General features: G+C 65.3%; 2 protein-coding genes. Both read left to right on the forward strand.

Annotated features, from left to right (window positions below):
- Nucleotides 1-1557 (forward strand): ATP-dependent DNA helicase RecG (gene recG, locus NW835_RS05090; RefSeq protein WP_414414689.1); only part of this gene is annotated, 1557 nt, incomplete at its 5' end.
- 11 nt (nt 1558-1568) lie between these two features.
- On the forward strand, nt 1569-3655 hold a 2087-nt coding region (gene purL, locus NW835_RS05095; RefSeq protein WP_414414690.1), incomplete at its 3' end, for a phosphoribosylformylglycinamidine synthase subunit PurL.

Consider the following 3655-nt stretch of genomic DNA (forward strand, 5'->3'; position numbering starts at 1 on the left):
GCAGCTGCCTTGGTGGAGGATCCCTTGCCGGAGCCCCTGAAGCGGCAGTTGCAGCTGTTGGACTTGCCCCTTGCCCTGCAGCAGATCCACTTTCCCAAGACGCAAGAGCTGCTGGCCCAGGCCCGGCGGCGGCTGGTGTTCGACGAGTTTTTCTACCTGCAACTTAGCCTCTTGCAGCGGCGGCAGCGCTACCGCGCCCAGGCCCAGGCTGTCCCCCGCTACCAGCCAGCTAGAGGAGAGCTCTTGGACCGCTTCTACCAAATCCTGCCCTTCCAGCTGACCGCTGCCCAGCAGCGGGCCATCGACGAGATCCTGGCGGATCTGCGGGATCCCTTGCCCATGAACCGCCTGCTGCAGGGGGATGTGGGATCCGGCAAAACTGTGGTGGCGGTGGCGGCTTTGCTGGCGGCCATCCAGTCGGGCTGGCAGACGGCCCTCATGGCTCCCACGGAGGTCTTGGCCGAGCAGCACTACCGCAAGCTGGTGGAGTGGCTCAGCCAACTGCAAGTGCCTGTGGAACTCTTGACCGGCTCCACACCCCCCGCCAAGCGGCGCGAGATCCTGCGGCAGTTGCAGACCGGGGAGCTGCCCCTAGTGGTTGGCACCCATGCCCTCATCCAGCCGGCGGTGCAGTTTCGCAACCTGGGCTTGGTGGTTATCGACGAGCAGCACCGCTTTGGCGTCGAACAGCGGGCTGCCCTGCAGCAGAAAGGGGATCACCCCGATGTCCTGACCATGACGGCCACCCCCATCCCCCGCACCCTTACCCTGGCCCTGCACGGGGATCTGGATGTTACCCAAATTGACGAGTTGCCCCCGGGGCGCAAGCCGGTGCACACGGTGGTGGCTCGACCGGGGGATCGCCTGCAGGTGGTGCGGCTGATGGAGCGGGAGATTGCCCAGGGGCGGCAGGCCTACGTAGTGCTGCCTTTGATTGAAGAGTCCGAGAAGCTGGATCTCAAGTCCGCCATTGAGGAACACCAGCGCCTGCAGGAGAAGGTCTTCCCCCAGTTCCGGGTGGGCCTGCTGCACGGGCGTCTGACCAGCAGCGAGAAGGACGCCGTCATAGAAGCTTTCCGCCGGCGGGAGCTGGATATCCTCGTCTCCACCACAGTGGTGGAAGTGGGGGTGGATGTGCCCAACGCCTCGGTGATGCTGGTGGAGCATGCCGAGCGCTTTGGCCTCTCCCAGCTCCACCAACTGCGGGGGCGGGTGGGGCGGGGATCCGACCAGGCCTACTGCATTTTAATGACGGGATCCCAAAGCGAAGAGGCCCTGCGCCGGCTAAAAGTCCTGGAGCAGTCCCACGATGGCTTTTTCATTGCCGAGATGGATCTGCGCTTCCGCGGCCCTGGGGAGGTGATGGGCACCCGCCAGTCGGGACTGCCCGATTTTGCTCTGGCCAGCCTCATGGATGACCAAGAGGTGCTGCAGTTGGCCCGCCAGGCAGCAGAGCAGCTCATTGTCCAAGACCCACAGCTGCAGCAGTGGCCCCGCCTGCGTCGCATACTGGAAGAACGCCAGGCCCGTCTTTTGGGGCCCGCCCTGTTGACTTAACCTTGGTGCCTATGCCCCCTACCCCTGAAGAGCTGAAGCTCCACGGCCTCTCCCCCCAGGAATATCACCAGATCCAGCAGCAACTGGGCCGGGATCCCAACCCCACCGAGCTGGGCATGTTTGGGGTGATGTGGTCGGAGCACTGCTGCTACAAGAACTCTCGCCCTCTGTTGAAAAACTTTCCCACCACAGGCGAGCGGGTGGTGGTGGGGCCGGGGGAAAATGCCGGCGTCGTGGATTTGGGGGATGGGGACTGGCTGGCCTTTAAGATTGAATCCCACAACCATCCTTCAGCGGTTGAGCCCTTCCAGGGAGCGGCCACCGGCGTGGGAGGCATCCTGCGTGATATCTTTACCCTGGGCGCCCGTCCCATTGCCCTGCTCAACTCCCTGCGCTTTGGGCCGCTGACGGATCCCCGCAACCGCCGCCTCATGGCCAGGGTGGTGGAGGGGATCGCCCACTACGGCAACTGCGTGGGGGTGCCCACGGTGGGGGGGGAAGTGGCAGTGGATCCCTGCTACAGTGGCAACCCCCTGGTCAACGTCATGGCTCTGGGGCTGCTGGAGACGCCGGCGGTGGTGAAATCGGCAGCTCGGGGGGGGGGGAATCCGGTCTTGTACGTGGGCGCCCCCACGGGGCGGGACGGGATCCGCGGGGCCAGCTTTGCCAGCGCCGAGCTCAAGGAGGACTCCCAGCAGGATCGGCCGGCGGTGCAGGTGGGGGATCCCTTTCTGGGCAAATGTCTCATCGAGGCTTGCCTGGAGGCCTTTGCCACAGGAGCTGTGGTGGCCGCCCAGGACATGGGGGCGGCCGGGATCACCTGCTCCACGGCGGAGATGGCCGCCAAAGGAGGCGTAGGGATCCGCTTTGATCTCGACCGGGTGCCGGCGCGGGAAAGCGGCATGGCCGCCTGGGAGTACCTGCTTTCGGAGTCCCAGGAGCGGATGCTGCTGGTGGTGCAAAAAGGTCGCGAAGCGGAGGTGATGGAGATCTTCCACCGCTGGGGCCTGCAGGCTAGCGTGGCCGGAGAAGTCATTGCCGAGCCGCTGGTGGAGATCTGGCACCGCGGAACCTGCGTGGTGCAAGTGCCGGCGCGGGCCTTGGCCGAAGAGACCCCCGTCTACGTCCGCCCGCTGTTGCCAGAGCCACCGGAGTACGTCCAGGCAGCGTGGCAGTGGGATCCCGCCACCCTACCCCCCTGCACTCGCGAAGGGATCCACCTCGATCAGGCAACCCTGACGTGGCAAGAGGTGCTGCTGCGGCTTTTGGCCCGCCCCACCCTGGCCAGCAAAGCCTGGATCTATCGCCAATATGACCACCAGGTGCAAAACAACACTGTCCTTTGGCCGGGGCAGGGAGATGCAGCGGTTATCCGCATCCGCTCGCAAAAGTTTGGCGTGGGCGAGGTGCCACCCCTGCAGGCTGCCCGCAAGGCCATTGCTGCCACCCTAGATGGCAATGGCCGCTGGGTATATTTGGATCCCTACGAGGGGGCCAAAGCCGCGGTGGCCGAAGCCGCCCGCAACCTCTCCTGCGTGGGGGCGGAGCCCTTGGCTGTAACCGACAACCTCAACTTCGGCAACCCGGAAAACCCGGTGGTGTACTGGCAGTTGGCCCTGGCCTGTCGGGGGATTGGGGAGGCCTGCCGTGCCCTAGGGACACCGGTAACAGGGGGGAACGTTTCCCTCTACAACGAGAAGGGATCCCAGGCCATCTACCCTACCCCCGTTATCGGCATGGTCGGTCTCCTTCCGGACTTGAAGTTGGTCTGTGGCCAGGGGTGGCAGCAGGAAGGGGATCTCGTCTACCTCTTGGGAGCCCAGGCTGTTACCAGTCTGGGCGGCAGCGAGTATTTGGCGGCAATCTACCACAAGGTCACGGGTCGGCCTGCCCCCGTGGATCTGGAACTGGAAAAGCGCGTGCAAGCCGCCTGCCGCCACGGCATCCGGCAGGGGTGGGTGCGCTCCGCCCACGACTGTAGCGAGGGAGGACTGGCCGTGGCTCTGGCGGAAGCCTGCCTCAGCGGGGGCCGCGGTGCCAGTGTCTCTCTGGCTCCCGGATCCCTGCGCTGGGATCAGGCCCTGTTTGGCGAGGGATC

Source organism: Synechococcus sp. OH2 (assembly GCF_047462155.1).
Lineage (GTDB): Bacteria > Cyanobacteriota > Cyanobacteriia > Thermostichales > Thermostichaceae > Thermostichus.